The sequence below is a fragment of the Streptomyces sp. CA-111067 genome (assembly GCF_050956065.1).
GTDB lineage: Bacteria > Actinomycetota > Actinomycetes > Streptomycetales > Streptomycetaceae > Actinacidiphila.
In genome coordinates this window covers 2,144,183-2,167,288 of sequence record NZ_CP192103.1, presented here as the reverse complement: position 1 = coordinate 2,167,288, position 23,106 = coordinate 2,144,183, and the positions used below count along the sequence as shown (strand labels likewise).

Genomic DNA, 23,106 nt, shown 5'->3' with positions numbered 1-23,106 from the left:
CTGCTACAGCCCTGTCACCTCTTCCCTTCCAGGAAGGCGGTCAGGCCGTCGGCGATCCCCAGGGCAGCGTGCTGCCGCCACGCCGGGTCCGTCAACTCCTCGGCATCCTGCGCGTTGCGCATGTTCCCGCACTCGATGAAGACCTTCGAGACGAGGGAGAGGTTGAGCCCGCCCAGGTCGTCCCGGACGGTCATCCCCTTTCCGCCGCCGAGGTAGTCGGCGAACGGCTCGCCGGTGGCCGCCTTGAAGTGCGCGCGCAGCGTCGTGGCCAGGGTGTACGACGGTCCGGCGATCTTGCGGGTGTCGGCCTTGCCTACGTGCATCGACTTGGGCGCGATGACGTGGAAGCCGCGATCGGCCGCCGGAGCGCCGTCCGCGTGGATCGACAGTGCCGCGTCGGCGTGCGCCTCGTTGCCGATCCTGGCGCGCTCGTCCACACACGGGCCGTACGGGCGGTCGCCGTCGTACGTCAGCTTCACCGTCGCACCGCGGGCGACCAGCAGGTCACGCACCCGGTGCGACATGTCAAGGGTGTACTTCGCCTCTGGGTAGCCGGCGTTGGTCTCGGTCCCGGTGGTGTCGCACTCCTTGTGGGCGTTGCCGACGTCCACCAGCCGGTTGATCTCGGCGGTGTGCGCGGCGTTGCCGATGTTGTGGCCGGGATCGAGGACGACGACCTTGCCGGCCAGCGGCTTGGCGGCGGACCTGGTGACGGTCGCGAGCGGGTCGGCGCCCTTCCCGTCGGCCGGCTTCCCGTCCACCGGCTTTCCGTCCGCCGTGGACGGGCTGGACGTCGCTTCCGGGGTGAGCCCGGCCTGCGCGGCCGCGTCCTTCCCCGCGTCGTCTCCGGAGCCGGCACCGTCGCCCGCGCAGCCCGCGAGGAGCGCCGCGGCAGCCGCGACCACCCCGACAACCAGCAGACCGCTCCGAGCGCCCCCGCCTGACTCGTTCCTGAACACGTCAAGGACTCTATCCGGCTGCCCCCGGCCGAGGGAAAGCGGCCGGGCCCCGGCGCAGGATGTGCAGCGAGCCCGTCGCCGGCAATTCGGTGAAGCAGCCGGAGTCGAGCGCGCGCCGATAGATGCGGTACGGGGCCTGGCCGCCGTCCGCCGGGTCGGCGAAGACGTCGTGGATCACCAGCAGCCCGTTCTCGGCCACCAGCGGCGCCCAGCCCTCGTAGTCGGCGGTCGCGTGCGCGTCGGTGTGGCCGCCGTCGACGAATACCAGCCCGAGCGGCTGCCGCCACAGCGCCGCCACCTGCGGGGACCGTCCGACGATGGCGATCACGTGCTCCTCCAGCCCGGCGGCGCGCAGGGTGCGGCGGAACTCCGGCAGGGTGTCCATCAGACCCGTGTCGGTGTCCGCCTCCAGGTCGGTGTCGTGGTACTCCCAGCCCCGCTGCTGCTCCTCGCTGCCCCGGTGGTGGTCGACGGTCACCACGACCGTGCCCGCGCTCGCGGCCGCGTCGGCCAGCAGGATCGTGGACCGGCCGCAGTACGTGCCGATCTCCAGCAGGGGCAGCCCGAGCGTCGCCGCGTCCTTGGCGGCGGCGTGCAGCGCCAGGCCCTCGTCGAGCGGCATGAACCCCTTGGCGGCCTGGAAGGCCGCGACCACGTCCGTCATGTCCACACCCTACGAGCGGGCACCGGGGGACCGGCGCCGGGGATGTAGGGAGACGTAGGCCGAAATCCCGATGCTTCCGTGACACCGCACGCGTCAGGATGAACGTATGAGTGAACTCCTGGGACAGCGGAAGCCCACCGGTGAAGGTCTGGGGCGCCCGGCGCCCCCCGCTTGGGCGGTGCTGCTGGCGGTCTGTGCCGGGCAGTTCCTCGTCGTCCTCGACGTGTCCGTGGTGAACGTGGCGCTGCCGTCGATGCACACCGCGCTCTCGCTCAGCGACACCGGGCAGCAGTGGGTGATCAACGCCTACGCCCTCACGTTCGCCGGCTTCCTGCTGCTCGGCGGCCGGGCCGCGGACCTCTTCGGCCGCAAGCGGACGTTCATGACCGGCCTGGCGCTGTTCACCATCGCCAGCCTCGCCGGCGGCCTCGCCCAGAGCGGCGGGATGCTGATCGGCGCCCGTACCGTACAGGGCCTGGGCTCGGCCATCCTCGCGCCGACCACGCTCGCGATCCTCACCACGTCGTTCCCGGAGGGCCCGCTGCGCACCCGCGCGATCGGCACCTGGACCGCCGTCGGCGCGGGCGGCGGCGCGGCGGGCGGCCTGGTCGGCGGCGTGCTCACCGACTACCTGTCGTGGCGCTGGGTGCTGCTGGTGAACGTGCCGATCGGCCTGCTGGTGATCGTCGGCGCCGCCCTGTGGCTCACCGAGAGCCGCGGCGCCGCCGACCGCAGGCTCGACATACCCGGTGCGGTGCTGGTCACCGGTGGTGTCGCCGCCCTCGCGTACGGCATCGCGGAGAGCGAGACGCACGGCTGGACGTCGGCGGTGTCCGGCCTGTCGCTGATCGGCGGGGCGGTGCTGATCGGTCTGTTCCTGCTGGTGGAGGCGCGCACCGCGCGCCCGCTGATGCCGCTGCGGCTGTTCCGCATCCGCTCGGTGTCGGCGGCCAACACGGTGCTCCTCGCCTGCGGCGCCGCCACGTTCGCGACCTGGTACTTCCTGTCCCTCTACATGCAGAACGTGCTCCACTACACGCCGGTCCGCGCGGGCCTGTCCTTCCTCCCGCACACGATCTGCATCATCATCGGCTCCAAACTGGCCCCGCGCCTGATGAGCTACTTCGACCCCCGCCTGGTCGGCGCGACCGGCGGCCTGATGTCAGCGGCCGGCCTGGCCTGGCAGAGCACCCTGGACGCGAACGGCACGTTCCTCGGCACGATCCTCGGCCCCGGCATCCTGACCATGCTCGGCGCGGGCCTCCTGATGACCCCGATCGCCGCCGCCGCCACAACGGGCGCGGCCCCCGGCGAACAGGGCCTCGTCTCCGGCCTCCTCAACACCTCCCGCCAACTGGGCGGAGCCCTCGGCCTGACGATCCTGGCCACAGCGGCAGCCAGCCGCGTGACGGCGGCAAAGGCCGGCGGAATGACCCACGACGCGGCCCTGGCCTCCGGCTACGCCCGAGCCTTCCTGGTAGGAGCGGCAATCCTGACAGTGGGCACCTGCCTGATCGCCTTGCTCCCAAAGCCAACGCCGCGCGAGGTCTAGCCCCCGGCCGGCCCAGGCTTTTCAGGGGCGCGGGGCTGTTGTCGTTGTGCGGCTCCGCCGCGTGGGCGCGACAAGCCACGACGTGCCGCACCTGTCCGTGCGGGCCGAGCTACAACCACCCCTGCCTGCGCGCAGCGCGCACCGCCTCGATGCGGTTCCGCGTCCCCGTCTTCCCAATAGCCGCCGACAAATAATTCCGCACCGTTGACTCCGACAGGAAAACCTTCGCCGCGATGTCCGCCACCGTCGCCCCATCCGCCGCAGCGTTGAGAACATCCCGCTCCCGAGGCGTCAACGGACTCGCCCCCGCACTGAGAGCCGCCGCCGCGAGAGCGGGATCAATCACCCGTTCCCCCCGCAACACCCGCCGAATCGCCTCCGCCAGCTCCTCCACGGGCCCGTCCTTGACGAGAAACCCCGCCGCCCCGGCCTCCATCGCCCGCCGCAGGTACCCGGGCCTCCCGAACGTAGTGAGGATGAGCACCTGACACGTCGGCAACAGCTTCCGCAGCTCCGCCGCCGCGTCCAGCCCGCTGCGCCCGGGCAGTTCGATGTCGAGCAGAGCGACGTCCGGCCGCGCGGCGAGCGCTTCTTCGACGATCCGGTCCCCGGCACCCACCTGCGCGACGACCTCGATGTCGTCCTCAAGGTCAAGCAGCAGCGCGAGCGCCCCCCGCATCATCCCCTGGTCCTCAGCAAGCAGAACCCGCGTGCTCTTCCCCGTCATCACCCCAGCGTAAAGGTGCCCGCGCACCCCCGGCGCGGACCGGTCCCGGAACGGTCCGGTGCCGCCGACGGGTTCAGGGCTTGATGACGACGGAAGACACGAGCTTGTCAGCGAACGTCTGCCTCTTCGCGTCCCAGGCCGGCCAGAGCAATCCGAGATAGCACGGCACCAGGTCCAGAATGTGCAGCAGCCTGCGGCCCAGTGCCCGACCGAAGCCCAGCAGACCGCCGTCGGCCTGCCGCAGGGTCCGGGTGCCCACGACCATTTTGCCGGGCGTCTGGCCGGTGCGGCCCTCCATCCAGGCGTAGACGACGGTGATGGCCAGCGCGATCAGCATCTCGGTCATGGCGGCCGCGTACGGATGCATGGTCCTGTAGACGACCGTGTTCGGCACAAAGATGATCACGGCGTCGATCAGCCCCGACAACGCGCGCCAGCCCCAGTTGGCAAGCGGTGGCATGCCTGCGGGGCTGCCCTGGGCATCGGCGGCGGCGCCGTACGGGTAGGCGGGCAGCGGAGTTCCCTCGACAGGAACGGGTGGGGTGTCACTCACGCCGGTGAGTAAATCAGACTGCGGCCCTGGCGACTCCGGTTCCCGGAACCCCCGGTCACACCACGCTGAAAGCGGTGAGCGCGAGGACCACCTGACTCCCCAACATCCAAGGCATCCGAAAATCCCCCAACGCCAACTCCGCCGCCCGCCGGGGCACCGGAACCGGCACCCCGGGACGGTAGAGCGCCCCGTTCACCCCGTACACCTCGAACTCCCGCACCCGCAGCACCACGCACTCCTTCCGCAAGTGCGGACACGCCCGCAGCGACATCTCCGCGCACGGCTCGCACACCGGCGGGTGCGTGGTCCGCTCGGGCACGCCGGCCCGCAGGATCGGATCGTCGGGGTGCGCGTCGATCAGCCACAGCACCCCGTCCTCGTTGCGGTCGGCCCGGTTGCCGCAGACCTGGCAGAGCAGCGCGCCCATGGCCACCCGCTGCCGCAGGCTGTGCACCTTCCCGAACTCGGCCCGCCCCTTGCCCGGTTCGGAGGGCGCCCGGGTCCACAGGACGCCGTGCTCGTCCCGGTCGAACGACCGCTCCTTCTCGTACGCGATCCCCTCCCGCTTCTTCCGCTGCACGATCTTCCCCGGCCCGGTCTTCTCGCCGCTCCACTTGGCGATGTACGGCACGACGTCGGGCCGCCCGATCACTTCCCCGCTCACCTGAACTCCCTTTCCGATGTTCCGTCTTCGATCCGCACGCCCGTGCCGAGCTCGGCCCACACGCACGTGCCGACGCCGCCGCCGAGCCCGTCCCGCGCGGCGACCCCCCACCGCCCGCCGGTCACCGCCTCCACCAGCCCGAGCCCGCGCCCGCGTTCGTCCCAGAGCCCGCCCCCACCGGCGCCGCGCGGACGGCGCCGCGTCAGCAACTCCCGCCCTCCGTCGTGTACTTCGATCCGCACCGTGCGGTCGTCCGCCCGCAGGAACCGGGTCCCGACCTGCCGCCCCGGCGCCCCCGCGCCGTGCTGCACGGCGTTGGTGAACAGCTCCGACAGCACGAGCCCGCCCGCGTCGGCGAGTTCGCCCAGCCCCCACCCCGCCAACTCGGCGACGAGCGCGTGCCGCGCGGTGTGAACGCTGTGCGGGGTCGCGGGCCAGAGCCGCAACGGGGTCGTCGGCCGCGCGGGCCGGGTGGGTGTCTGAGGCATGCCTTTTACTCACTCTCAGAGAGAGGGCTGATGCGGTGGGTGAGGAACCGGCTTCAAGCGTGGCACTTTTGGCGGTACGGTGGCAGAGCCTCAGTGGAATTCTGCTCGTCAAATTCCGGCGTGAAGTCCCGCGCTTTATCGGTGTGTTCACGCCCTTTGTCAGCAGCTCTCGCTGTAACGCAGAAGGTTCCTTGCACGTGCGGAACCTTCACCGACACACTGGAACACTGCGCGGAGGAGAAGCAGATGATCACGGACGTAGAGGCGGCAACCCCCGCTCTCTGCCGCCTCCAGTTAGGGAGCGAGCTGCGCCAACTGCGCCTGGCCGCCGGGCTGAAGGGCGCCCAGGTGGTGAAGGTGCTGATCTGGAGCCCGTCGAAGCTGACCCGGCTCGAAACCGGCGAGAACTCCTCCGTGGAGACCGCCGACGTGATGGCGCTCTGCGAGATCTACGGCGCCGACGCGGAGACGCGCAATCGCCTCCAGGGGTACGCGGGCGTCACGAAGACCCGCAAAGACTGGTGGCTGACGCCGGAGTACCGCCCGGCGATCCGGCCGGGTTTCAAGGCGTACCTGGACCTGGAGGCCACGGCCGCGACGGTCCAGACCTACCAGGCCGAGTTCGTCCCCGGTTTGTTGCAGACCGAGGCGTACGTCCACGCGATCTACCAGTGGGCAGACGCAGAACTGCGAACGGAGGACGTCGAGCGCATGGCGGCAATCCGGGCGACGCGGCAGGAAGTGCTCATCCGTCCGGAGTCGCCGCTAAAGTTCACAGCGATCATCAACGAGTCGGTGCTACGCCGTCACGTAGGAGAGTCGTCGGTCATGCGCGACCAACTCGCTCACATCATTGAGGTGATGGAGAGCCGCCTTAACGTCCGAGTGCAGGTCGTGCCGTTCCGCGCCGGAGCACACCCCGGAATGGGCGGGTCCTTCGTCGTCCTCCAGTTTCCTGACCGGCTCGGACTGAAGCCCATGGTCTACATGGAGAACCTGGCGGACGCGGTGGTCAAGCGCAGCACCAAGGATGTTGAGCGCTACTCGGACGCCTTCTCCGAACTGCAAGCCATTGCTCTGGGCCCGCAGGAGTCCCTGAGCATGATCAAGGAAGCGATCAAGGAGCATTGATACAGATGACCACCAGGGCAGACACTCTCAGCGGCGCCGACTGGTTCAAATCCAGCTACAGCGACAACCAAGGCGGCGAGTGCGTCGAGGGTGCCCGCCTTGCGGACGGTTCGATGGCCGTGCGTGACTCGAAGGACCCGCAGGGCCCCGCCCTGATCTTCCCGGCGGACGCCTGGACCGCGTTCGCCGCAGCCACCCGCGAGGGCGAGTTCCCCACGGCCTGACCCCCGTTCCGACCTCTCGGCCCCGCCGCCCCACCCGGGCCGGCGGGGCCGAGGCGCTCTGGCGACCGCCCCCGCGCCCGCGCAGACTCGTCCCAACACCCGGACGACAAGGGAGCGTTGACGATGCACGATCTCAGCGGCGCGGAATGGTTCACGTCGAGCTACAGCAACGATCAGGGTGGCAACTGCATCGAGGCTGCGCGCCTCACCGACGATTCGATGGCCGTCCGCGATTCCAAGGACCCCCAGGGCCCGGCCCTGACCTTCCCGCCAGAAGCGTGGCGCGCCTTCGCGTCGGCCGCCCGCCGGGGCGAATTCCCCACAGCCTGAGCGGAGCGGACCGTGCGCGTGCTGACGTGGAACGTGTGGTGGCGGTTCGGGCCGTGGGAGGAGCGGCGCGAGGCGATACGGGCGGTGCTGCGGGAGGTGCGGCCGGACGTCGTCGGGCTCCAGGAGGTGTGGGCCGGGCGGGGCGAGAACCTGGCGGGGTGGCTGGCGGACGACCTGGGGATGCACTGCGCGTGGGCGCCGTCCCGCGCGCCGGAGGGGTGGCGGCGCAGGACCGGCGAACCGGCGTACGACGTCGGCAACGCGATCCTGAGCCGGTGGCCCATCGTGGACCAGGCGGTGGCCCAACTCCCCACGGCGGACGGGGGCCCGGACGACGGCCGTCTCGCCCTGTACGCCCGTCTCGACGCCCCCGGACACCAAGTGCCGTTCTTCACGACCCACTTGTCGTCCGCGCTGACCGCGTCGGCGCTGCGCTGCGCGCAGGTAAGGGAGTTGGCACGTTTCGTCGCCGCCCACCGGGAGGGCACGGCGTTCCCGGCGGTGGTGACGGGTGATTTCAACGCGTGGCCGGACTCCGACGAGATCCGCCTCCTTGGCGGCTACAAAACGGCCCCGCCGGTCCCGGGCCTGACCCTCTTCGACGCCTGGGAGTACGCGGCCCCCTCCCAACCCTCAGCGACCTGGGACGCGGCAAACCCCTACGCGGCCCACCACTTCGCGCCCACGATGCGCGCGGACTACATCCACGTAGCCCCACCGGGCCCGGCCGGCCTGGGCCACGTCCAGTCCATCCGCCGCGCCGCCGACAAGCCGGTAGCCAACGTCTGGCCCTCCGACCACGCAGCAGTCCTCGCCGACCTGTCCCTCCCGGTGCCCGATGTCGCCAAACGACCTCTAACGAGTGAATCTGCGACCGACTGACCGTTTCTGCACGTAGTTGATCGCCTACGTTCTGTGCCTATGGTCAGTTCACCACATGAGGCGATGCATCAGATTTTCCGCGAAGACCCCGGCATCTTCACCCGCACCTTCGCCCGCCTCAACATCACCAACTCCACGATCCCCGCCATCCCCCATCCCGTCTCGACGGTTCTGCTGTCCGGCGACGTCACCGAGATCCAGCCGCTGGAACGCCGGCTGGACTCGTTGTTCAGGTTCGATATGGCGGACGGCGAGAGCTTTCTGCTGGCGATCGAGGCGCAGGGCAAGAAGGACGCGGACAAGCACGGCAGTTGGGCGTACTACATGGCGTACCTGCACGCGAAGTACGCCAAGCCCCCGCTGCTCCTGGTCGTCTGCCAGGACGACTCCACCGCCCGATGGGCCGCACGCCCCTACCACCTGGGCGAGCCGTACTGGCAGACCTTGACCGTCCGCCCCCTGGTCCTGGGCCCCCACAACGTCCCCGCCATCACCGACCCGGCGGCCGCAGCCGACGACATCCCCATGGCCGCGTTCTCCGCGATGACTCACTGTAAGCAACCCGAAGCGGATATGATTCTCAGGGCGCTGGCTACCGCCTTGAAGACCGCCGACGAGGACACCGCCGACCTTTTCAAGGAACTCACCGAACTCGGTCTGGGCAAGAGCCCCGCAGCAAAGACCTGGAGGAACCTGATGGCCATCCCGACGTCCTTCTTCCGCTCCGAAACCGCCGAAAAACTCCGCGACGAGGGCCGCGCGGAAGGCAAGGCGCGGGACATTCTGCGCATTCTCGAGTTCCGGAGCATCGAGGTCGGCAACATCCCTCGCGCGCGCATCATGCGCTGCACGGACCTGGGCATCCTGGACCTCTGGTTCGACCGCGCCCTCGCCGCCGACCGCCTTGAGGACGTCCTCCGCGACGAGGAGTAGTCGCCGACCCGGCATCCCCCTCGCTGCATCCGCCCTACGCCGGGCCTCTGGCTGAAAGCCCCCGGCGCGGGGCGGAGACCTTTGCCGCCACGCGGCACTACGCGTACTATCGACGTCACGTAGCGTAGTCGTCGGGACGAGTGGGGGGCAGGCGAATGACACGTGTCTGGGAGGCCGATCCGTCGGCGTTATTCGAGCGGCGGTTGGGGAAGTCGGCGAAAGAGCTGAACCACACCGGGGACAGGGATGACTGCCCGGACATCTGGCAGCTCGACAACGGCGACATCGCGGTGATCGGCCGCGACCTCACCGCGCACTACGACGCCCACCTGCCGGAAGGCGTCACGCTCCGTGCCGACGAGCGGCTGGTCGTCATCCCCGGCGACATGCTCAGCGCGGCAAAGGCGGACATCCCCGATGCTTGACCTCCGCGTCCCCGCGCTCCCGACGGAGTCGGGGGAACGGCTCACCCACGAGGCGTACAAGCGCGAGTTCTGGGCGGTCGACGCGAAGATCCGCAACGGCCACTCGTGGAAGCTCGAACGGCGGCAGCACTTCCTGGAGCACGGCAACGCAAGCCGGGACGCGTTGGCGCGAGGCGACTGGCAGGAAGCCCTCCGCCTTCTGGAAGCGGGCCGCGACAAGGTACGTGCCGTCGGCCAGGACGACGAGCGCCGCGGCAACGTCTTCCACCGCTTACGCGTCGTCGAAGAGCCGTTGTCGCCCTATCTGCAATGGGAGTTGCACACCCTCAGACTGCGTGCGGAGTACGGCGAGCAGATCCGCGTCCTGCCCGCGTCCGTGATCGCGGCGGCCGAGACCGATGGCCTGCTGCCTGAGGTGACGCTGCTGGACGGCCATACCCTCTTCCAGGTCCTGTACGGCGCCGATGGCGCGTCGTATGCCGCGATTCGCTACGCCGGCTCCGACGTCGTCAGCGGTTGGCTGGCCTACATCACACAGCTGTACGCCGCCGGAGAGGATCTGGCCTCCTACTTCGACCGCGTGGTGGCCACCCTGCCGCCTCCGACGATCGCACCGGAGTAGGCGATCAGCGATCCAGCCGGCAACCCGAGCCCACCGGCCGGCAACGACAGGGGCGACAGCCGCAACGACCTCTCGGGGTCGTCGCGCGATGTCGTCCAGGCCGGAAACGTCAGCGGGGACATCCACTTCCACCGCGGCCCCGAGCCCGGCCGGGCCGACCCGGCGCGCCCGACGCCGCGCCAACTGCCGGCCGACATAAGGTCCTTCGTCAACCGCACCGACCAGCTGAGCGAGCTGAACGCGGTCCTCCCGGGCGCCGACGGCGATCAACTCGTCATCTCCGTCTACGTGGTGGCCGGCACCGCGGGCGCGGGAAAGACCTCGCTGGTGCTGCACTGGGCACACCAGATCAAGGACCGCTTCCCCGACGGCCAGCTCTACGTGAACTTGCGCGGCTACGACCCGGGCGCCCCCGTCACCGCCCGGGAGGCACTGCACCGCTTCCTGCCCGCCCTCGGCGTGCCCGCCCGCGAAGTGCCCGATGACGTCGATGCCGCCGCCGCGCTCTACCGGTCGCAGCTCGCGGACCGCCGCATGCTGCTCCTGCTCGACAACGCGGCCACCGTCGGCCAGGTCCGCCCGCTGCTGCCCGGGGGCGGCAACAGCCTGGTCGTGGTCACCAGCCGCAGCCGGCTGTCCGGCCTCGCCGTGCGCGACGGGGCCCGCCGGCTCACCCTCGGCACCCTGCCCGAGGCGGAGGCCATCGCCCTGCTGCGTGCCGTCACCAGCGGCTACCGCCCGGACGACGACCCGGCCAAGCTCGCCGAACTGGCCCGGCTGTGCGCCCGGTTGCCGCTCGCGCTGCGGATCGCCGCGGAACGCGCCGCCAGCCACCCCCACATGCGGCTTGACGATCTGATCGCCGATCTCCGTGACGAGTCCGCGCTCTGGGACGCGCTGAGCACCGGCGACCACGAGGAGGACGACGCCGTCCGTACGGTCTTCGCCTGGTCCTACCGCGCGCTGTCGCAGCCGGCCGCCCGGCTCTTCCGGCTGCTCGGGCTGCACCCCGGGCCGGAGTTCGGCCTCCAGGCGGCAGCCGCACTCGCCCAGCTCACCACCAACCGGGCCCGGCAGCTCCTTGACGACCTGGTCGGCGCCCACCTGGTGGAGCAGATCGCTCCGGACCGCTACCAGTTCCACGACCTGCTGCGCGCCTACGCCGTGGACCAGGCGCAGTTGGAGGAGCCGGCGGAGGAACGGAAGGCGGCGCTGCGCCGGGTGCTCGACTGGTACCTGCGCGCCGCCGACGCCGCCCAGGGCTGGATCAAGCCGACCGAGCTCCGGGTGCCGCTCGGTGAGCCCGAGCCCGGAGCTCCGCCAACCCCGGTCTTCGCCGACTACAACGCCGCCGTGGACTGGTCGGAGCGCGAGCACATCAACCTTCTGCCCATGGTCAGAGCCGCCGTCTCAGCCGGTTTCGACCAGCTCACCTGGCAGTTGACCGAGGCTCTGTGGCACGCCCTGGCGCCGACATCCTCAGTCGCCGACTGGCTCGAGCTGGGGCGGATCGGCCTTGCGGCCGCCGAGCGGTCGGATGATCCGGCCGCACAGGTCCGGCTGCTCACCAGCCTCGGCATGGCGTGCCGGGCGGTCAACCGCCTTGACGAGAGCCTGAGGTGCCACCAGCAGGCCCTGGAGGTCTGCCGTGCCTCAGGCGACCGGCTCGGAGCGGCCGACTCGCTCAACCTCATCGGTCTCGTCCATCTGAACAGACGGGAACTCACCGTCGCCACAAGGCACTTCGAGCAGGCGATGGCCGTGTTCCGTGAGGAGGGCAACGCCTACCTGGCGGCCACGACCCTGTCCAACCTCGCCACCACCCACTTCAACGCCGGCCGGCTGGCGGAAGCCGACGCCACCGTCGAAGAGGCGCTTGCCGCCCACCGTGCGCTGGGCAACGAACGCGGTGTGGGCAACATCCTGCGGCTGTGCGCCGAACTGCGCCGCGAGCAAGGGCAGATCGAGGAGGCGCTCCGCTCGGCGCAGGAGGCACTCGACATCGCACTGGGTCTCCGCGGCCACCGCCTGGAAGGCTACTGGCTCCTCACCCTCGCCAACGCCCAGCAATCCGCCACCCACTTCGCCGACGCCCTCACCTCCTACCAGCGCTCCGCGACCCTGCACCGCCGGCTGGCGGACCGCAGCAGGGAGGCGCTGGCCTGGCGCGGAGTGGGGGAGACGTACCAGCGGCTCGACCGGGCCGACGAAGCGGTGTCCTTCCACCGTCAAGCAGCCGCCGTGCACGAGGAGTTGGCGGACGCCTGGAACCAGGCGCTGGAGCTCGAATGCCTGGGCGCCGCCCTGTCCGTCGACGACCCGGCCGCGGCCCGCCCGCACTGGGCGCACGCGCTGCGGCTGCTGGAGCCCTACGACGACCCGCGCGCCGCGCGCACCCGGGAACGTATCGAACGGCGGGCGGCCGGCGGCGGTCAGTAGCGGACGTCGCTCGCCAGCAGTGGCGGGTAGACCTCGGAGGGCTCGCCGTCCACCGTCGTGCCGGCGAACTGGAGCATCGCGCGCAGGGGGCCGTGCAGCGGGGCGGGGTAGTCGAGGGTCGGGGCGGAGACCTCGTCCAGGGTGTGGAGGTGGGCGGGGGTGAGGGGGACGTCCAGGGCGGCGAGGTTCGCGTGGAGGTGGTCCACGCGGCGGGCGCCGAGGATGGGGATCACCGTGCCCTCGCGGGCCCGCAGCCACGCCAGGGCGACCGCCGCCGACGTCGTTCCCAGCTCGTCGGCGATCGCCGCCACCGCGTCGATCACCCGGTAGTCCTCCTCGCTCGGACCGCCGACGTACGCCGTGCGGGCCGAGTCGGTGATCTCGGTGCCGCGCCGGTACTTGCCGGACAGGAAGCCGTTCTTCAGCGGGCTCCACGGCACCAGCGCCATGCCCTGGTCGCGGGCGAACGGCGCGAGTTCGCCCTCGACCGTGCGCGCCAGCAGCGAGTACTCGACCTGGAGCGCGATCAGCGGGGTCCAGCCCTTGAGCAGCGCCGTCGTCTGGGCCTGCGCGGTGAGCCAGGCCGGGGTGTTGGAGAAGCCGACGTAGCGGATCTTGCCCGCCGTGACCAGGTCGTCCAGCGCGCGCAGGGTCTCCTCGATCGGGGTGTTCCGGTCCCAATTGTGCAACCAGTACAGGTCGAGGTGGTCGGTCCGCATCCGGCGCAGCGTCGCGTCCAGCTGGGCGATGATCGACGAGCGGCCGGCGCCGCCGCCGTTGGGGTCGCCGGGGAAGAGGTTGGTGAAGAACTTCGACGCGAGCACCACGTGATCGCGCCGTCCCGGGCGAGCCGCGAAGAAGTCGCCGAGGATCCGCTCGGAGTGGGTGTTGGTGTAGAAGTTCGCGGTGTCGATGAAGTTCCCACCCTGGTCAAGGTACGTGTCGAGGATCTTCTCCGACTCCTCGACGCTGCATCCGGCGCCCCCGGGATCCTCCCCGAATGTCATCGCGCCGAGAGCGAACGGGCTGACCCGCAGCCCGGAGCGGCCGAGGGTGACGTACTGGTCGAGCGACATGATCAGGCTCCTCTGGAGGGTTCGGAGCGGTCCGCGGGACCGGCCCGCGAGTGCTGCCGAACGGTCGGAACGGCACCCCTCCATCGAAGCGCGACCGCCCCGCCGGCGGTAGACCGATCCGCCCGCCCTCTTGCACGATCCGCTCACCATTGCCCCGATCGGGCTTGTCTCACGGCGCCTGGGATGCTTCGCTGAGGGTGTGCCCGCCACCCTCGACGAGATCCGCCGCCTCATCGCGACCCACGCCCGGCCGGACATGGGGACGCCGATCCCCGGCCTGCTGGTGTCGAAGGTCGCCACGAACGGGCCGCCGGAGTACGCGCTGACCGACCCGCTGTTCGTCGTCATGGCCCAGGGCGGCAAACGCCTGCTGCTCGGCGACCAGGTGTACGAGTACCGGGCCGGCCAGTGCCTGCTGGTCACCGCCGAGCTTCCGGTCACCGGCCACTACCTCGACGCCGAAGAAGTCGAAGCCGACGCGGGACACCTTCAGGCCGGACCCGGCCCGCGCCCCGGCCCCGACCCGCGCGCCGGACCCGGCCCGCGCCCCGGACCCCCCGCCCCCTCCCTCGCCATGGGCCTGGTGCTCCGCCCCGCCGCCATCGCCCCCCTCCTCCTGGAGCTTCCCGACGGCCGCCGGGCCCGTACGGCAACCGCCGCCGGACCGCCCGCGATGGCGACCGGTGACGTCGGCCCCGACCTGCTCGACGCCGCCGCCCGCCTGCTCCGGCTGCTCGACCACCCCTCCGACGCCCCCGTCCTCGCCCCGCTGGTCGAACGGGAGATCCTGTGGCGGCTGCTCACCGGCCCGCACGGCGGCGTGATCCGGCAGATCGGCCTGGCCGACAGCGGCCTGTCGCACGTCAGCCGGGCGATCCGGTGGATCCGCGAGCACTACGCGGAACCGCTGCGGATCGCCGACCTCGCGCGGCTGACCGGCATGAGCCCGTCCGCGTTCCACCGCCACTTCCGGGCGATCACGGCCATGAGCCCGCTCCAGTTCCAGAAGCGCATCCGGTTGCAGCAGGCCCGCACGCTGCTGGTGGCGCGGCCCGGCGACGTCGCCGGTGTCGGTCACCTCGTCGGGTACGACAGCCCGCCGCAGTTCAGCCGCGAGTACCGCCGCCTGTTCGGCGCCCCGCCCGGCCAGGACGCCGCCCGGCTCCGCGCGGACACCCCGCCGCCGGACGCCAAGCACCTGCCCTGACGCAGTTACCGCCACAGCCACGGGGGGCCGGCCACGGCGATATTGCGAGGCGAGGCCCGGCACCGTTGCGTAGGGTCGGACGGATGACACTTTCCCATGATGTGGACGGTGCGGGCCCGGCCGTCGTCCTGCTGCACTCCGCCGTCTGCGACCGCCGCATGTGGGACGCGCAGTGGTCGGCCCTGACCGCCGCCGGCTACCGGCTGATCCGCTGCGACTTCCAGGGCTTCGGCCGGACACCCGCGGCGGACCGCCCGTACAACGACGCCGACGACGTACTCGGACTCCTCGACGCGCTCGGCATCGAGCAGGCGGCCCTGGTGGCTTCCTCGTACGGCGGCAAGATCGCCCTTGAGATCGCCGCGCGGTGGCCGGACCGGGTCAACGCGCTGGCGCTGCTCTGCGCCGGACGCCCCGGGCACCAGGCCAGCGAGGAGCTGCGGGCGATCGGCCGCCGTGAGGACGAACTGCTGGAGGCCGGCGACCTCGACGCCGCCGCGCAGCTGATGGTCGACACGTGGGTGGGCCCGGAAGGGGACGCCAAAGTACGGGATTCGGTACGGGAGATGCAGCGGCTCGCGTACGAACTGCAGCTGCCCGCCGAGGAGTTCGAACCCGTCAGGGCCGAAGTCGACCTCGGGCGGGTCGAGGCGCGCTGCCTGGCGGTGTCGGGGCGGCACGACATGAGGGACTTCCGGGAGGTCGCCGCGGAGTTGCCCGGCCTGCTGCCGGACGCCCGGCACGTCGAGCTGCCGTGGGCCGGCCATCTGCCCAGCATGGAACGGCCGTCGGAGGTCAACGACCTGCTGATCGGCTTCCTGCACGAGAACGTCCCGCCGGTAGCGGCGAGTTGACCCCGGCGGACGCTCGGCCCGCTGCCCCGGTCACCGCCCAACGGGCCGCCCAGCAGAGCCCGGTGAGCCCGGCCGCCGCTCAAGAGGCCGTCCCGCCCGGCCGGTTGACCCCGGTGAGCGCCGGCCCGCCTACCGGGCCTCCTCCTCCACCGGAAGCGTCGCCGTCACGCGGAACCCGCCCCCCTGTGCCGGGCCCGAGGTCAGCGACCCGCCGGCCGCCGCGAGCCGTTCGGTCAGCCCGCGCAGCCCGGTCCCGGTCCGGGCCAGAGTCTCGGTGCCCGTCCCCGCGCCCGTCCCCCTCCCCGCGCCCGTGCCCGTCCCCGCGCCCGCCGCCGAAGGCGGGACGCACGGCCCGCACCCGTTGTCCGTGATCGTCAACTCCGCGCACCCCCCACCCGTCCGCAGCTCGATCCGCGTGCTCGAAGCACCGCTGTGCCGGACGACGTTCGTGACGCCCTCCCGCACCACCCACCCGAGCAGCGCCTCCGTCTGCGGCGGCAGCGGCGGCCCCGACTCCTGGACGACGACCTCGATGTCGGACGCCGTCAGCGCGGACCGCGCCCGGTCCAGCTCCGTGGACAGGCTGCCCTCCCGGTAGCCGGTGACCGCCTCGCGGATCTCGGTGAGCGCCTGCCGCCCGACCGCCTCGATGTCGGCGACCTGCGTGAGCGCCGCCTCCAGGTTGCGCGGCGCGAGCCGCCGCGCCGCCTCCGACTTGACGACGATCACCGACAGCGTGTGCCCGAGCAGGTCGTGCAGGTCGCGGGAGAACCGCATCCGCTCCTCGGCGACCGCGCTGCGCGCCAGCTCCTGCCGGGTCTCCTTCAGCTGCGTCACCGCGTAGAAGAGCGTGAGGATCACCGAGACCACCAGCCCGGACAGGAATGTCCCGTACGCCAGACTCGCCGTGCTCCAGAACCCCTCGTGCCGCAGGCCGGCGATGGTCCCGGCCGCCGCGCTGGTCGGCATCAGCATCGTGCCGAGCTGCTGCCGGCTGCTCGCCACGCTGCCGATGCACAGCGAGACCAGCACGAACAGCAGCAGGAAGTTGCCGCCGTAGCCGATGGCGAGCGCGGCGGTGGTGCAGACGAGCGCGAGCAGCAGCCGCAACGGGGCCCGGCCGGACTTCCAGCGCGCGCTGAACGCGGCGCGGACGGTGGTCACGTAGAGCACGCAGAAGACCGCGAGCCCGCCGCCGGCCAGCCACGGGAGCGCGACCTGGCCGGTGATCACATCGGTGGCCGGGCCGATCACCATCAGGCCCCACGGGATCAGCGCGTTGCCGTCGGGGCCCTTGAGGTGCTCGATCTCCTCGTCGAAGGTCTTCCGGCGGGCGCCGCAGCGTCCCGTGGTCAGTATCCGGCGGAACGTTCCGCCACGCTCTGTCCCCGCGCTCGTCGCAGCCGTCTCAGCCGACTCACCCGTCTCAGCCATCGTTCCCCGTCCCCGTCCCCGTCCGGTACGCACCTCCTCGTACGGTACGGCGGTCACGCGGTGCGCGCCCCCCGCCGGTACGCGAACACAGCGTAACCAGCGAAGATCAGCAGCCATCCGGCCAGCACGGTCACCGTCCCGACCCCCGGCGCCCGGTGGGCCAGCACCCGCCAGCCGAGGTCGCCGAACCGCCGGGTCGGCGTCCAGCGGGAGATCGCGGCCAGCCAGCCGGGGAAGAGCGAGACCGGGAACCACAGCCCGCCGACCACCGACAGCGTCATCATCGACGCCATGCTCACCACACCGGTGGTCCGCGGCGTCAGCCCGTAGCCGTTGCCGAGGCCGAGCAGCGTGAACGGTACGGTGCCGAGCCACAGCAGCACCCCGACGGCCGGCCACTGCCAGGCGTCCAGCCGTACGCCGTCGACCAGCGCGCCCGCCGCCAGGACGGTCACCAGCGCGGGCAGGACGGTCACCGAGGCGGTCAGCGCGCGGCCGAACACCACCTGCAACGGGCTCATCGGCGTGACCCGCAACTGCCGCAGCCAGCCCCGCCCCTTGTCGTCCGCGACCCCGGGGCCGATGCCCAGCGCCGCGTTCAGCGCGCCGTACGTGGCCATGCCGATCATCGAGTAGCGGGCGTAGTCGGCCTTGTCGGCGGCGGTGTCGGACGCGCCGAGGTTGGTGAAGAGCAGGTACATCGCGAGCGGCATCGCCACGGAGGTGATGACGTAGCCCGGGTCGCGCAGGGTCCTGCGGACCTCCAGCCGCGCGTAGTCGAGCAGCGGGCGCAGGTACGGGACGGGGGCGACGGGGGCGGTCATCGTACGGACTCCTCAAGCGTTGCGGCGCGGTGGCCGGTCGGTTCGGCGGGAGCGTCGGCGGTCAGCGAGAGGAACGCGTCCTCCAGGCTGGCGGGCGCCACTTCGAGCCGGCGGATCCGGCCGGCGGCGGCGAGGGCGAGGACGGTGGCGTCGGAGTCGGCGGTACGCAGCAGGGCCCGATCGCCGCGCACCTCGACGGCGGTGACGCCGGGCAGCGCGCGCAGCCCCTGCGTGCCGGCCCCGGCCAGGTCGAAGGACACCAGCGTGCCGCCGACCGCCTGCTTGATCGACTCGCCGGTGCCGTCGGCGACGGTACGGCCCCGGTCGATGACCAGGACGCGGTCGGCGTTCTCGTCGGCTTCCTCCAGGTAGTGCGTGGAGAACAGCACGGTGTTGCCGCGGGCGGCGTACGCGCGCATGGACTGCCAGAACGCGCGCCGGGCCTCGACGTCCAGGGCGGCGGTCGGCTCGTCCAGCACGATCAGCTCGGGGTTGCCGGCGACGGCGAGGGCGAAGCGGAGCCGCTGGGCCTGGCCGCCGGACAGCCGGTCCACCCGGCGGGCGGCGAGTTCGGTGATCCCGGCGAGCGCGAGGGCCTCGGCGGTGGCCATGGGCCGCGGATACGTCGACCCGACGAACCCGACGAGCTCCCGCACGGTGGCCCGCGGAATCGGCTGCCCCGCCTGCAACATCGCCCCCACCCGCCCACTTCTGACGGCTGCGCCGGGCGCGCCCCCGAACAGCCTGACCTCCCCGGCATCCGGCTGATCGAGCCCGAGGAGCAGCGAGATGGCGGTGGACTTCCCGGCTCCGTTCCGCCCGAGCAGGGCGAGGGATTCGCCCCGGCGGATCTCCCAATTGATTCCGCGGAGGGCGCGGACGGGGCCGAAGTCTTTGCGGACGCGGCGGAGTTGGACGGCGGGTGAGGTGTCTTTTCCCATACCTAGGACGCTAGGCGCGCCACCTCGCCCCGTTGAGAGGCGAAAATCCCCGGTTCCCCGGTACAAATGTCCCGGCCCCCGGGGCCCCGGCGCGGTCAGGCGCGGGTCCGCTGTGGGCTGGTGGCGCAGTTCCCCGCGCCCCTTCAGGGCCCGGCCCCGTATCGCCGTCGTCGTCCGCGGGTCCGCTCTGGTTGGTGGCGCAGTTCCCGCGCCCCTTAAAAGCCGGAGCTGGCCGGGACCCATCGCGTGCCCCATCAGGGGCGCGGGGAACTGCGCGACGAGTCACGACGGGCCCCGGGGGCGTTAAGGGTCAGTCGCCGGACGGCCCCCGGTGCCGGCCCTGGGGCTGCGGGAGCTGGGACTCCTCTTCTGCCGGCGCAGCCGCCTCGCCGCGGTGGCGGCCGGGCGCCTCGTCAGACGCGCCCCGATCAGGCCCCTGTGTCGTACTGGGCATTTCCGTGCTCCCCCTGGTCGTACTCTTCCCCGTACCCTGCCTCACCGGCTTCCGCCGGAACCGCGCGAACAGAGTGCTTCCGTGCGCCACCCGCGCGGGCCGGCGGCGGTCACGCTGGGTACCCGCGTGCGCGATGTCGGGTGATAATACCGATGGCGTCGGCGTGCCGATCAACGGGGTCACCCCGCCTTCGCCGCGGCCAACGGGGCCTGTTGCAGGGGCAGTACGGACCACCGCCGGCGGGCCGCGGGGCGCGCGGCGGCCCCCACTCTCCGTGGCGTCGCCCAGCGCGCCTGATCCTCGTCCCCCTGCTCGGGAAGGACCGGCGGCGGATCGTACGCCGCCAGCCCGCACGGCCACTCCGGCGCCGCGTACGGCAGCCGCAACTCGCCCCCGGGCAGCCACAACCCCGTCGCCCCGAGCCACCCGTGCGGCGACGCCCGCCAGTACAGCCGGCGTTCCCCGGGGCGCCACAGCGCGAGCGACTCCGCCCCGCCCGGCACCTCCGCGCGCAGCGCCACCACCGACGCCTCCGGCATCAGGATCTGGCCGGGCTGCGCGGCCACCGGCGTGAGCAGCGCGCCGTCCACCCGCAGCGCGTCGGGGAACCGGACCGGCCGCCGGCTGCCGAGCACGCCCCAGCCGAGCCTGGCCTCCCCGGTCGCGTCGCTGCGCAGCAGCAGCAGACCGCTGTCGGGTTCGGCGAGCAGCAGCCGGTCGTCGCTGTCCTCGGTGATCTGGAGCAGCGGGCTGGTCTCCCCGGTGCGCAGGTCCACGGCGACGGCCTTGGTCCTGCCGTCCAGTTCGCGGTCGAGCGCGAGCAGCGCGCCGGTGCGGTCGAGCCAGACGCCCCCGGTGCACCGGCCGGGCACGGTCACGACCGGGCGCGGGACGCCGTCCGGGACGCCGTGCACCTGCACCACCGCCGTGCTCCCGTCCTCGTAGACCAGAGCGAAGGCCGTACCCGGCTGGGGCGACGGCGGGAGCAGCTTGACCGCCGTGCCCGTCAGGGTGCCGAGCGGCAGCTCGCCGGTGTCCGGGCCGGTCGGGTAGAGGAGCGCCAGCTCGTGGGCCTCGCCGGCCCGCCGGCTGATCAGCACGCGGCCGTCGGGCAGCGGCACCACCTGCGCGGCGGGATCCTCGGGCCGCTCCGCGGGCAACGGCACGGCGTACGGCTCCGGCCCCGACAGCGTCCACCGCTCGGCGAACCAGCCCCCGTCCGCGTCGCCGTCCTCGCCGGGCGCGGCGACTTCGGCGAGGCAGGCGGCGTACGAACCGTCCGCGGTGATCGTGAAGCCCGACCGGCGCGTGACGCGAGCGGTCGGCGGAATGTCCATGGCACTGACGGTCATATGAGAAGTCCACCTCCGGGACAGGACCGTACTTTTCGTATTTCTACGCGATCAACGTGAGAGGGGGTGGTTCACACGTAAGGGTGTGGGTTTCGGGGTTCGGGAGGTGGTGGGGGAGCATCCATGCTCCAATCCGCCGCCTGCAGGCGCCGATCTCCCCGAGCCCCCGGGGCCGCCGCGGGCGTGTGCGGGCCCTCCCCCAACCTTCGGCCGGGGGTGCCCCCAGGCTGGTCGCGCAGTTCCCCGCGCCCCTTTGGGGCCCGGCCCCGGCTCGCCGTCGTCGTCTGCGGGTTCGTCGTGGCTGGCAGCGCAGTTCCCCGCGCCCCTTAAAAGCTGGCGCTGCCCGGGCCCCGTAGGGGCGCGGGGAACTGCGCGACAAGCCACAGCGGGCCCGCACTCGACAACGCAGCCTCCGGTGGCAACCCCTTGGGGGCGCGGGGAACTGCGCGATCAGCCACGACGGACCCGCGCCTGACCGCGGTGGGTCGGGCCCCGTAGGGGCGCGGGGAACTGCGCCACCAGCCACGGCGGACCTGGCAGCCGACCACGCAGCCTCAAGTGGCAGCCCCTCGGGGGCGCGGGGAACTGCGCGCTCAGCCACAGTGGGCCCGCACCCGACGACGCGGCCTCAGGCTCTGGAAGGTGCGCCGGGGCTCGGGTCGCGGTTCCTTACCGGGAGGTGGGCGGGTGGCTGGCCCGCGGGGCGTAGGGGCGGGCGGGTAACCTTTGCCGCGTGGCCTCCACCCCCGTCCTCGCCGACGTGATCTCCGCCCTCGACGCGCTCTGGCCGCGCGAGCGGGCCGAGGCGTGGGACGCCGTCGGGCTGGTCTGCGGCGACCCGGCCGCAACCGTGCGGCGCGTGCTGTTCGCCGTCGACCCCGTCCAGCCCGTCGTCGACGAGGCCGTCAGGATCGGCGCCGACCTCCTGGTCACCCACCACCCGCTCTACCTGCGCGGCACCACCACCGTCGCTCCCGAAGGCCCCGCCGCCTTCAAAGGCAGGGTCGTGCACGACCTGATCCGCGCCGGCGTCGCCCTGCACGTCGCGCACACCAACGCCGACCGCGCCGACCCGGGCGTCTCGGACGCCCTCGCCGCCGCCGTCGGCCTGCGGATCACCGGCCCGCTGGTGCCCGATCCGGACGATCCGGCCGGCCGCCGCGGCCTCGGCCGGATCGGCGAGCTGGACGTCCCGCTCACCCTCGCCGAGTTCGCCGACCTCGCCGCCCGCGGCCTGCCGGAGACCGCCGTGCCGCTGCGCGTCGCGGGCGACCCGCAGGCCACCGTCCGTACGGTCGCGGTCTGCGGCGGCTCCGGCGACAGCCTGTTCGCCGAGGTCAGGGCGGCCGGCGTGGACGTCTTCCTGACCGCCGACCTGCGGCACCACCCGGCCTCCGAGGCCCGCCTCGCGGGCGGCCCCGCGCTGATCGACGCCGCACACTGGGCCACCGAGTGGCCCTGGTGCGAGCAGGCCGCCGCGCAGCTCGACGCGATCTCCGACCGGCACGGCTGGGCGCTGCGTACCCACGTCTCGGACGCGGTCACCGACCCGTGGACCGCCCACACCTCTCTTCCCGTCCCTTCAAGCAGCTCAGGAGCCCCACGCTGAACGCCGAGCCCGCCGACCAGATCCGCCTCCTGGAAGTCCAGGCCCTCGACGCGCGTATCGCGCAGCTCGACCACCGGCGGAAGAACCTGCCCGAGCACGCGGAGCTCGACGCGCTGGGCGCCGACCTCGCCCAGTTGCGCGACCTGCTGGTCGCCGCGCAGACCGAGGACAGCGACACCGCCCGCGAGCAGACCAAGGCGGAGCAGGACGTGGACCAGGTCCGCCAGCGCGCCGCCCGCGACCAGCAGCGCCTCGACTCCGGCGCGGCCACGTCACCCAGGGACCTGGAGAACCTGCAGCGCGAGATCGCCTCGCTCGCCAAGCGGCAGTCCGACCTGGAGGACGTCGTCCTGGAGGTCATGGAGCGCCGGGAGAACGCGCAGGGGCGTGCCGCCGAGCTGACCGGCCGGGTGGAGACCGCCCAGGCCAGGACGGCGGAGACGGAGGCCCGGAAGGCGGAGGCGCTGCAGGCGATCGACGCGGAGGGCTTCAGCGTCGCCAAGGAGCGCGAGGTGCTGGCCGCCGACCTGCCGGCCGACCTGGTCAAGCTGTACGACAAGTTGCGCGGGCAGCAGGGCGGGGTCGGGGCGGCGCGGCTGTTCCAGAAGCGCTGCGAGGGCTGCCGCCTGGAGCTCAACATCACCGAGCTGAACGAGGTCCGCGCCGCGCCCGCCAACGAGGTGGTGCGCTGCGAGAACTGCCGCCGGATCCTGGTCCGGACGGCCGATTCCGGGCTGTAGGGACGGTAGGGGCTGGTAGCGG

At 72.2% G+C, this 23,106-nt stretch carries 24 protein-coding genes; 13 read left to right on the top strand and 11 right to left on the bottom strand.

Annotated features, from left to right (window positions below):
* Positions 1-14: 14 nt before the first annotated feature.
* Entirely contained in the window at positions 15-959 is a 945-nt protein-coding gene (locus ACQPW6_RS09405; RefSeq protein WP_433889104.1) for an N-acetylmuramoyl-L-alanine amidase, read from the bottom strand.
* 10 nt (positions 960-969) lie between these two features.
* Positions 970-1,623 (bottom strand): class I SAM-dependent methyltransferase, encoded by a 654-nt coding sequence (locus ACQPW6_RS09400; RefSeq protein WP_433889103.1) that lies wholly within the window; start codon positions 1,621-1,623, stop codon positions 970-972.
* Between the two features lie 106 nt (positions 1,624-1,729).
* Between ACQPW6_RS09400 and ACQPW6_RS09395 the strand changes: the two genes are divergently transcribed.
* Positions 1,730-3,175, top strand: coding sequence for an MFS transporter (locus ACQPW6_RS09395; RefSeq protein ID WP_433889102.1), 1,446 nt, complete (start codon positions 1,730-1,732; stop codon positions 3,173-3,175).
* Positions 3,176-3,284: 109 nt separating this feature from the next.
* On the opposite strand, the gene ACQPW6_RS09390 is transcribed toward ACQPW6_RS09395, so the two are convergent.
* The 4 genes from ACQPW6_RS09390 to ACQPW6_RS09375 form a co-directional block, all read right to left on the bottom strand.
* Entirely contained in the window at positions 3,285-3,902 is a 618-nt protein-coding gene (locus ACQPW6_RS09390; protein ID WP_433889101.1) for a response regulator, read from the bottom strand.
* Between the two features lie 73 nt (positions 3,903-3,975).
* Positions 3,976-4,455, bottom strand: a complete 480-nt coding sequence (locus ACQPW6_RS09385) for an RDD family protein (protein WP_433889100.1) — start codon at positions 4,453-4,455, stop codon at positions 3,976-3,978.
* A 55-nt stretch (positions 4,456-4,510) separates the two neighbouring features.
* Positions 4,511-5,119, bottom strand: coding sequence for a hypothetical protein (locus tag ACQPW6_RS09380; RefSeq protein ID WP_433889099.1), 609 nt, complete (start codon positions 5,117-5,119; stop codon positions 4,511-4,513).
* Positions 5,116-5,607 (bottom strand): ATP-binding protein, encoded by a 492-nt coding sequence (locus ACQPW6_RS09375; RefSeq protein WP_433889098.1) that lies wholly within the window; start codon positions 5,605-5,607, stop codon positions 5,116-5,118. Before ACQPW6_RS09375 ends, ACQPW6_RS09380 begins: the two co-directional genes overlap by 4 nt.
* 246 nt (positions 5,608-5,853) lie before the next feature.
* Between ACQPW6_RS09375 and ACQPW6_RS09370 the strand changes: the two genes are divergently transcribed.
* The 8 genes from ACQPW6_RS09370 (at position 5,854) to ACQPW6_RS09335 (ending at position 12,593) form a co-directional block, all read left to right on the top strand.
* Positions 5,854-6,738, top strand: a complete 885-nt coding sequence (locus ACQPW6_RS09370; protein ID WP_433889097.1) for a helix-turn-helix domain-containing protein — start codon at positions 5,854-5,856, stop codon at positions 6,736-6,738.
* A gap of 5 nt (positions 6,739-6,743) precedes the next feature.
* Positions 6,744-6,962, top strand: coding sequence for a DUF397 domain-containing protein (locus tag ACQPW6_RS09365; protein WP_433889096.1), 219 nt, complete (start codon positions 6,744-6,746; stop codon positions 6,960-6,962).
* A 123-nt stretch (positions 6,963-7,085) separates the two neighbouring features.
* A complete protein-coding gene (locus ACQPW6_RS09360) occupies positions 7,086-7,292 on the top strand; it encodes a DUF397 domain-containing protein (RefSeq protein ID WP_433889095.1) in 207 nt (68 codons plus the stop codon).
* Positions 7,293-7,304: 12 nt separating this feature from the next.
* On the top strand, positions 7,305-8,174 hold the full coding sequence (locus ACQPW6_RS09355) for an endonuclease/exonuclease/phosphatase family protein (RefSeq protein ID WP_433889094.1): 870 nt from the start codon (positions 7,305-7,307) through the stop codon (positions 8,172-8,174).
* Between the two features lie 63 nt (positions 8,175-8,237).
* Complete coding sequence (locus tag ACQPW6_RS09350; RefSeq protein WP_433889093.1) at positions 8,238-9,107, top strand: hypothetical protein; 870 nt, start codon at positions 8,238-8,240, stop codon at positions 9,105-9,107.
* A 155-nt stretch (positions 9,108-9,262) separates the two neighbouring features.
* A complete protein-coding gene (locus tag ACQPW6_RS09345) occupies positions 9,263-9,532 on the top strand; it encodes a hypothetical protein (protein WP_433889092.1) in 270 nt (89 codons plus the stop codon).
* Positions 9,525-10,154 (top strand): DUF6879 family protein, encoded by a 630-nt coding sequence (locus ACQPW6_RS09340; RefSeq protein WP_433889091.1) that lies wholly within the window; start codon positions 9,525-9,527, stop codon positions 10,152-10,154. The genes ACQPW6_RS09345 and ACQPW6_RS09340 overlap by 8 nt, the downstream gene beginning before the upstream one ends.
* Positions 10,155-10,688: 534 nt before the next feature.
* Complete coding sequence (locus ACQPW6_RS09335) at positions 10,689-12,593, top strand: tetratricopeptide repeat protein (RefSeq protein WP_433894476.1); 1,905 nt, start codon at positions 10,689-10,691, stop codon at positions 12,591-12,593.
* Here the strand turns inward: ACQPW6_RS09335 and ACQPW6_RS09330 are convergent.
* Positions 12,587-13,669 carry an aldo/keto reductase gene (locus ACQPW6_RS09330; protein ID WP_433889090.1) on the bottom strand — a complete coding sequence of 361 codons (1,083 nt, stop codon included), beginning with the start codon at positions 13,667-13,669 and terminating at the stop codon, positions 12,587-12,589. The genes ACQPW6_RS09335 and ACQPW6_RS09330 overlap by 7 nt on opposite strands.
* 199 nt (positions 13,670-13,868) lie before the next feature.
* On the opposite strand from ACQPW6_RS09330, the gene ACQPW6_RS09325 reads away from it, so the two are divergent.
* Both ACQPW6_RS09325 and ACQPW6_RS09320 read left to right on the top strand, forming a co-directional pair.
* The gene (locus ACQPW6_RS09325) at positions 13,869-14,876 is read left to right on the top strand and encodes an AraC family transcriptional regulator (protein WP_433889089.1); all 1,008 of its coding nucleotides are present in this window, start codon (positions 13,869-13,871) and stop codon (positions 14,874-14,876) included.
* A gap of 83 nt (positions 14,877-14,959) precedes the next feature.
* The gene (locus tag ACQPW6_RS09320; RefSeq protein WP_433889088.1) at positions 14,960-15,730 is read left to right on the top strand and encodes an alpha/beta fold hydrolase; all 771 of its coding nucleotides are present in this window, start codon (positions 14,960-14,962) and stop codon (positions 15,728-15,730) included.
* Between the two features lie 129 nt (positions 15,731-15,859).
* On the opposite strand, the gene ACQPW6_RS09315 is transcribed toward ACQPW6_RS09320, so the two are convergent.
* The 4 genes from ACQPW6_RS09315 to ACQPW6_RS09300 form a co-directional block, all read right to left on the bottom strand.
* Entirely contained in the window at positions 15,860-17,164 is a 1,305-nt protein-coding gene (locus ACQPW6_RS09315; RefSeq protein WP_433889087.1) for a sensor histidine kinase, read from the bottom strand.
* 53 nt (positions 17,165-17,217) lie between these two features.
* A complete protein-coding gene (locus tag ACQPW6_RS09310) occupies positions 17,218-17,988 on the bottom strand; it encodes an ABC transporter permease (RefSeq protein WP_433889086.1) in 771 nt (256 codons plus the stop codon).
* Complete coding sequence (locus tag ACQPW6_RS09305) at positions 17,985-18,929, bottom strand: ABC transporter ATP-binding protein (RefSeq protein ID WP_433889085.1); 945 nt, start codon at positions 18,927-18,929, stop codon at positions 17,985-17,987. Before ACQPW6_RS09305 ends, ACQPW6_RS09310 begins: the two co-directional genes overlap by 4 nt.
* A 633-nt stretch (positions 18,930-19,562) precedes the next feature.
* Positions 19,563-20,735, bottom strand: a complete 1,173-nt coding sequence (locus ACQPW6_RS09300; RefSeq protein WP_433889084.1) for a hypothetical protein — start codon at positions 20,733-20,735, stop codon at positions 19,563-19,565.
* A 733-nt stretch (positions 20,736-21,468) separates the two neighbouring features.
* Between ACQPW6_RS09300 and ACQPW6_RS09295 the strand changes: the two genes are divergently transcribed.
* On the top strand, positions 21,469-22,344 hold the full coding sequence (locus tag ACQPW6_RS09295) for a Nif3-like dinuclear metal center hexameric protein (RefSeq protein ID WP_433889083.1): 876 nt from the start codon (positions 21,469-21,471) through the stop codon (positions 22,342-22,344).
* Positions 22,341-23,084 (top strand): zinc ribbon domain-containing protein, encoded by a 744-nt coding sequence (locus tag ACQPW6_RS09290; protein ID WP_433894475.1) that lies wholly within the window; start codon positions 22,341-22,343, stop codon positions 23,082-23,084. Before ACQPW6_RS09295 ends, ACQPW6_RS09290 begins: the two co-directional genes overlap by 4 nt.
* Positions 23,085-23,106: the final 22 nt, after the last annotated feature.